This is a genomic window from Bifidobacterium miconisargentati, assembly GCF_019331675.1.
GTDB lineage: Bacteria > Actinomycetota > Actinomycetes > Actinomycetales > Bifidobacteriaceae > Bifidobacterium > Bifidobacterium miconisargentati.
In genome coordinates this window covers 142,512-149,272 of sequence record NZ_JAHBBJ010000006.1, presented here as the reverse complement: position 1 = coordinate 149,272, position 6,761 = coordinate 142,512, and the positions used below count along the sequence as shown (strand labels likewise).

At 57.1% G+C, this 6,761-nt stretch carries 4 protein-coding genes; 3 read left to right on the top strand and 1 reads right to left on the bottom strand.

Features of this window, described 5'->3' with window-relative positions; all coding sequences use genetic code 11:
- Positions 1-204 precede the first annotated feature (204 nt).
- Positions 205-1,185: a replication protein RepA gene (locus KIH81_RS05415; protein ID WP_236029302.1), complete on the bottom strand. Its 981-nt coding sequence runs from the start codon at positions 1,183-1,185 to the stop codon at positions 205-207.
- 1,908 nt (positions 1,186-3,093) lie between these two features.
- On the opposite strand from KIH81_RS05415, the gene KIH81_RS05410 reads away from it, so the two are divergent.
- From KIH81_RS05410 to KIH81_RS05400, 3 genes are all read left to right on the top strand, one after another.
- Positions 3,094-4,476: a prenylcysteine lyase family protein gene (locus tag KIH81_RS05410; protein WP_214304429.1), complete on the top strand. Its 1,383-nt coding sequence runs from the start codon at positions 3,094-3,096 to the stop codon at positions 4,474-4,476.
- A gap of 181 nt (positions 4,477-4,657) precedes the next feature.
- The gene (locus tag KIH81_RS05405; RefSeq protein WP_214304428.1) at positions 4,658-5,131 is read left to right on the top strand and encodes a MarR family winged helix-turn-helix transcriptional regulator; all 474 of its coding nucleotides are present in this window, start codon (positions 4,658-4,660) and stop codon (positions 5,129-5,131) included.
- 210 nt (positions 5,132-5,341) lie between these two features.
- Positions 5,342-6,760, top strand: coding sequence for a purine-cytosine permease family protein (locus KIH81_RS05400; protein ID WP_214304427.1), 1,419 nt, complete (start codon positions 5,342-5,344; stop codon positions 6,758-6,760).
- The last annotated feature ends 1 nt before the right edge of the window (position 6,761 follow it).

Below are 6,761 nucleotides of genomic sequence, written 5' to 3'. Positions count from 1 at the left end.
TTTCTGCTATGTTTTCCCACCTCATACGATCAATGATGTACTACGAAAGTCCATCATCCCCGCCGGAGGGAGCCCTCTCGCATCCGCACTTCTCCTGTCCTTACGTAAATACTGCGATAGTCCATCATCAGCAAAGGCCTTTGGTCCCGTTTCATTCCTTCACGCACAGCCGAATACGTGGACTAACGAAGTAAAAAAGTGTGTTTACTCCTCAGCCGCAGTCGTCTCCACGGATTTCGAATGCGCCGCAATCGCGGTTGGACTCGGATGGAGAATGACCGCCTTCCGCGTCACGGTGAAACGCGCGGCCGGGTAAACCTCGCTGACCTTGTCCAAGGCACGACGGAACTTCAGCCGGAAGTTCCTCATGTCCGCAATGCCGTCACCGAAGCGTTCATACAGCCAATCCCATGAAACCGGCAAATCGTGGTCAAGGTTCTTCATGCTTCCGGTAATCCACACGTACACGTCATAGGGAAGCACACTTCGGCCCGACAACAGCAGCGAACTCGCCCTGGTGTCGAACGGTGCGGATTCCCGGGCCAGACGGTTGTACACCTCCTGGGTGAGCACGAACGCGCTGCCTGAGAACGCCGCATTGGCGTCATCTTCCTTGAACCGGACCGCCTCCACGATCGGCAGGCTCACCATGTCATGCAACTTGCCACCAGCAAAACCCGTGGTTCGGCGGATGGTGATGTGACTGGAGAGTAGAAGCCTGAGCTGCTCCTGGATTTTGTCGGCGGTCTTGCCTCCACGGGGCAGGCCCATCTCATTGCAGAGTTGCCAGATCGAGGGAATGGTGATGGTGCGCGTCTCCGGATCGACATATTCGGTCTTGTGCCGGCCGGCCGCCCTGATCTGCTTGGCGATCCATGCCATCACCAGTCGTGGGTACTTGCCATAGGGGAACTTGCGTTTGCGCTCCTCCGGATCAATGCCGGCCTCGAGCACGTATTCGAGCGTTCCGTTGGTCTTGCTCACGAAGTCGGTGCCCGCCGCAGGCTGGGTAGGTGGGAACAGCGTCGAGGTGAGGATGGAATGGCCGTACCAGATTTCCTTGCTGTCGGGCTCCCTCATCTCGATGTCGGCCAGCGTCTGCGGTCGGATTAATGCCGCATGCGATATCTTCGGCTGCATCTCCGGGCTTTCCTCGCCTTGCGTTGTTGTCTGCTTCCTCACCATGGGTTCCATCGTAGCGGTTTTGCCCCGACAGAAACCGTAACCTGTAGGCGATGTTCACATTTGTATTAAATAATTAATTAAATAAATAACACATTTTGGTGTTATCGCTTCGCGTACGGTACCTGGTGCAGCGAGCTTGAGGCGCATGTCCTCTCCCACTGCGAATGCCCCGTTGGCTCTTCGAAAGACAGTTGCATTATTGTATTAAATAATTAATTAAATATTTCTTCTCTTTTTGTTGATGGTCTGCGATTCGCACTACGGCGGCATGAAAACCATGAAAGCGGATCTCGTCGGACCCGCGATTCGCAAGCGTGAACGAAGCGCCGCGTGATGCCGTGGGCTGGGATTGTCGGCACAGATGAACGTTCACTCGCGTTCTGAAGGAGCCTGCAGCTATCAGTCTTAATTACTAGATTAATTAATTAACACGGAATTTGAATCCATCGTCATCCCTTCGGATGTTTGGATCTGACACGATGCCTTTTGCGTCATGCGCAAGGATGCAGCGTGCGACTGTGCATACCTCGACTGGTTCATATGGATTCATGTCACTAAAGAACCGTGGACCGCAACGTCCCCTGCTTCACTTGGACACTGCACTTACATGATGAGTGTGGTGTGTCGTAGAGGGCAAGGAGATGAATCGTTATTTAATTAATTAAATAATACAATAATGCTAATGCGTGAAACGAGGTGTTTATTCACCGTGTCTAGTGCTTTAAGTCCAACTCTGCTGTCCACGGGAATAGGATGCGTCCTACCCAGAGAGCCTCAACCGGCGATGCTGCCAACTTCATCGACAACTCGGTTGAGCATGAGGAATGCGGAATACGGGATCATCGCATCTGTCCGGCTTCTGATGTGGTTGTCCGTCGGTGACTGAACGACTTGTCAGAGGTTCGCTATGTGTTGCCTGTGATGGGAGGCTCTGAAATCTCAAGAAGGTAGCATTATTGTGTTATTTAGTTATTTAATTAATTAACACTATGCCTGATTTCGGTGAACTCAAGGGGATGTACGTACATCCTTGATGATTGACGCATCTTGGGCTATGGCGTCGTTGTCCGGAAGAAGTTCGGGGCGCCGCGCGCGAAACTGGTGCCTCCTATGGGCATGAAATTAATTAAGTATTTAATTAATTAAGTATGGCTTCCTTCTCTGGAATGAACGTTCATCGCTGGGATGGCGATGTCGTAGGTGATGCTCTAGTCCCGCGCTTCCTTATGGTTTTCTCCTGACTTCTTCCCAGCGGTCACTGGAAGCGATTGGTCGAGGATCAAAGAGGATCAATATAATTAATTAATTAATGCAAACTGTATCAAATGGCTGAACGTGTACTTGCCTTGGCAGATGCCTCCTGTCGTGCGGAGTGCAGGCGGTTACGCCTGGTGACGTGAGAGAAAGGGGCAGCCGCTGGATGGCGGACCTGGGATGCGAGGAATCGGCATGAACGTAAACCGTCCTCGCCGGAGTCGTGATGCAGCCCCTACGGAGATGGAATAGACGTCAGGGAAAAGCGGAAGTAGCAGAACCGCAGTGGCCTTGACGACAGCCCTCGTGTTAATCGCTGAGCGGTTGCATACGCGGATTTGTCAAGCTGTCGGTCATGCGCTCGTCGACGCATCGCAAGTTCGTGATCCTGTCTGGGCGATTCATGAAGGCGTGAGCAGACATAATAGAATTATTGTGTTATTTAATTAATTATATAATTAATTTCAATGAACGGACTTGACTCACGCTATTGCCCCCCCTCGGGGAGTTTGAAGACAGCGGCGAGATGCGCCTTGCACGATAGCCCCCTATAAGCAACCCGTATAACCGCGAGCGGGATGTCGGCTGGTGTCTTGTATGAGGCGTGGATACATTTCATGTGGATAGAGGTTTGCGGACGATAGGGGAGCGGGAATGGTCAGGATAGCGGTCGTCGGTGCCGGCGCGGCCGGAGTGGGTGCGGCCTGGCAGCTGCGTGAGCTGCTCGGAAACGCCGCGGACATCACGGTGTTCGAGAAGAAGGAGCATGCGGGCGGACGTGCATGGACGGTGGATTTCGCCGGAACCACGGTGGAGATCGGCGGCTCGATCCTGCATTCCACGGGCCGATATACACGTCAGTGGCAGCAGCTCACCGGCGCCAAGGAGGGGGAGTCCGGACTGAGCATCGACGGCAAGGACGAGACCTACGCGTTCTGGACCAAGGACGGTTTCCCGGTCTGGGCGAGGACGTCGCTGGCATCGCTCGGCTGGGCGATCGTGCGTCATGCCGGCATCTTCTCGAGCCTGACTCTGGTAAGGCAGGCGATACGCAACGCGAACACGTGGAACCGGATCTACGGACTCCAAGACGAAGGCAGGACGTTCGAGACACCCGAACAGATCGTGGACGCCCTTGGTTTGGGGGAGGCCACGTCGGTGTCGCTGGGGCAGGCCCTGCGAAAGGCCGGCGCCAGCGAGAAACTGATCAAGGACATCGCCGAACCGATCGTGCACAACATGTACAACCAGGGCGAGGGGATCGAGGCGTTCGCCGGAGAGGTCGGCCTGGCCGGAGCGGGATTGGCGGGCGGATACCTGTACTGCATCGACGGAGGCAACTGGAGCCTCCTGCACCGTACGCTCGAGGCCATCGGCGTCACGACCCGGTACAACATCACGGTCACGTCGGTCGACCGGAGAGGCGCGGGGGACCAAGCCGGATACGAGGTGCGATATCTGGCAGGGGATAGGTCAAAGGCGCCGTGCGACGAGGTCCAGACCGAACGGTTCGACCTGGTGGTGCTGGCCGCGCCCCTCGCCTTGGCGCATCTGACCCTCACCGAGGACGGGCGGCCGGTCGAAGTCCCGGTGCTGCCTTACCAGAAGGTGGAAACGACCCTGGTGGCCGGAACTCTCGATCCGCGGTACTTCGGCCTCGAACCGGTGAGGACGCTGCCCAGCACCGTGTTCATCGCGGACGGCGCGCCGACGAACGCCAAGTCGATTGGCGTGACCGGGTACTCGCCGAAATACCGGACACGCATCTACAAGATCTTCTCCGCGGACCACCGCGTCACGGACGAGGAGATCGGGCGCATCTTCAGCGAGACCAGGGAGGTGCTGCGCTTCACCTGGGAAGGCGCGTACCCGGTGCTCAGGCCCGGCGTACGCCATGTGCCGTTCGTGCTGCGCCCGGGCCTGTACTATGCGAACGCCTTTGAGACGGTCGCCGGCTCCATCGAGGTCGAGGCCGTCGGCGGCGTCAACGCCGGACGATTGGCTGCACAATATGCTCAGACATTGAACAAGATATGAGTATTCAAAAAAGAATAAAACATCATTTATAACACAATACTCGTTACATAATTGGTATCGCGATTCCGAGCTTCCTGCAAAAGAGAGACTTGACCTCATATCCAGAGTGTTCGATGTATCCTATGGCGATATCGGCGTATTTTGCTCGACGCCGGTATGCATCAGCCGAAAGGGGGATCTGATGGACTCGAGGGCGCCGGATACATGCTCGTCCGAACCGGAAGTCGCCTCCGACTACGTGTTGGGGTCCAACATCGGGTTCTTGCTGCGCGTATGCAACCAGCGGAGCGCATCACTGTTCGCGGAAAAGGCGCCGGAAGGGCTGTCCTCCCCCCGATTCGCCGCATTGGCAAAACTCGTGGAACTGGGACCGCTGCCGCAGAACCGACTTGGACGATTGATTTCCATTGATGCGGCCACGATCAAAGGCGTGGTCGATAGACTCCAGAAAGTGCAGGCCGTCAGTACCGCGCCCAACCCAGATGACAAACGGCAGCGCATCGTCAGCATCACCGAACAAGGTAGGGAACTGTATCGCAGGGGAGTGCAGGCGTCCCTGTATACGGTTCGCAGATTGTGTGAAGGGCTGGATGAGAAGGAAATCGAAGCCTTCTCGAGCATCCTTCAACATGTCGCATCCTTTGCCGACCGCTAGGACGGGGCCAAGGTCCGCGATGTCCGCGGAGTGGACGTGCGTCTTGATGGGCGAAATCCTTTCGTCATATTCGGGAAATGGAGAGGTAACGGTCCAATAATTGTTTGTATACAAATAAATGAGACTCTTCCACTGTCACACAAAACGGATCAATCAATCGCCGGTGCCACACCGAATGGCGAGGCCCGACCTGACAGAAGGGAGAGGGACATGTCCATCGCGATTGGAAAAGCCCCCAGCGTAACCAAACGGAAGCCCGTGGCCACCGACGCCAACGACTACGCGCGAACCAGGGTGCCCGACGCCGCCAAGAGGGGAGCCGGTTCCATCCTGAGCGTCCTCGTCGGCTTCGTCACCGCATTCTACTTCCCGCTTGTCGGCGGAACCTACATGATGCAGAACGGCGCTCCCGCGACCTGGGCCGCGCTGGTGATCTCCTTCCTCATCCTTATGACCCTAGCCTTAGTGGTCACACATGCGGCATCCAGAGAAGGACTGACCTCCGAACTGCTCACCCGCGCATGCGGCTTCGGCTCAGTCGGATCAGTGGTGACCTCCGTCATCTACGCTGGAACATTCGTCATCTATGCCGGCATGGAAGGCCAGATCCTCTCGGCATCCATCGATCAGATCTGGGATCTGCCCAATCAGGTCTGGTACGTGCTCGTCGGCGTCATCTTCCTGCCGATGGCATGGAACGGCATCAACGCGATGACCAAGATCCTCACATGGACGCTGCCGATCTACTTCCTGCTGCTCATCGCGGCAATCGTCTCCGCCTGGAACACCAACGGCGGCATGCCGGACATCTTCACCGCCACACCCGCTGGATCCGTTGGTGGCGTCGCGGGCGTCGTCGCGGTCATGGCCGGTCTCGCCGGAACGGTCGGCATCAACCCGCTGGAAGCATCTGACTACAACCGCTTCATCCACCCCAAGGACTTCAAGCGCAAGGCGTGGCTGACCGTCGTGCTCCCGTACGCATTCATGTTCTTCATCGCCATGCCGCTTGGCTTCTACTTCACACTGGCCACCGGAGCCAAGAACCCCAACCCATCGTTCTACTTCGTCGGCCTGATCGGTCTGCTCCCCGGCGTGCTGCTGGCCTGGATCTCGCAGATCCGAGTCAACCTCACCAACCTGCACATCGGGTCCCTGACTTTCGCCTCCGCCTCCGAAGCGGTCGGAGCATCCAAGCTGAACCGTCGCTTCTGGCTTCTGGTCGTGACCGCAGGCGCCATCGCGCTCATGTGGTTCGACGTGATCGGCAACCTGAACGCCTTCCTGGAATGGCTCGGCATCTTCCTGCTGGCTTGGGTAGCCTGCGTGTTCGCCGACATCACCATGGTCCGCGGTGTCTTCAAGCTCGTGACCGGCCCCTACGAATACCGCAGCGGATACGCGCGCCGCTTCAACCCGGTCGGCATCAGCGGTCTACTGTCCGGCATCGCCGTAGCCTCGGCCATCTGGCTGTTCAGCGGCAACCCGATTCTGCACGGCCTGTGCTCCTACATCGGCTTCGCCGTGGCGTTCATCGTCCACACCTCCGTGGCCCTCGCCACCAAGGGACGCACCTATTTCATCGACGGTGCCGAGGAACGTATCGCCGCCAACGCAAAGGAACGCTGAG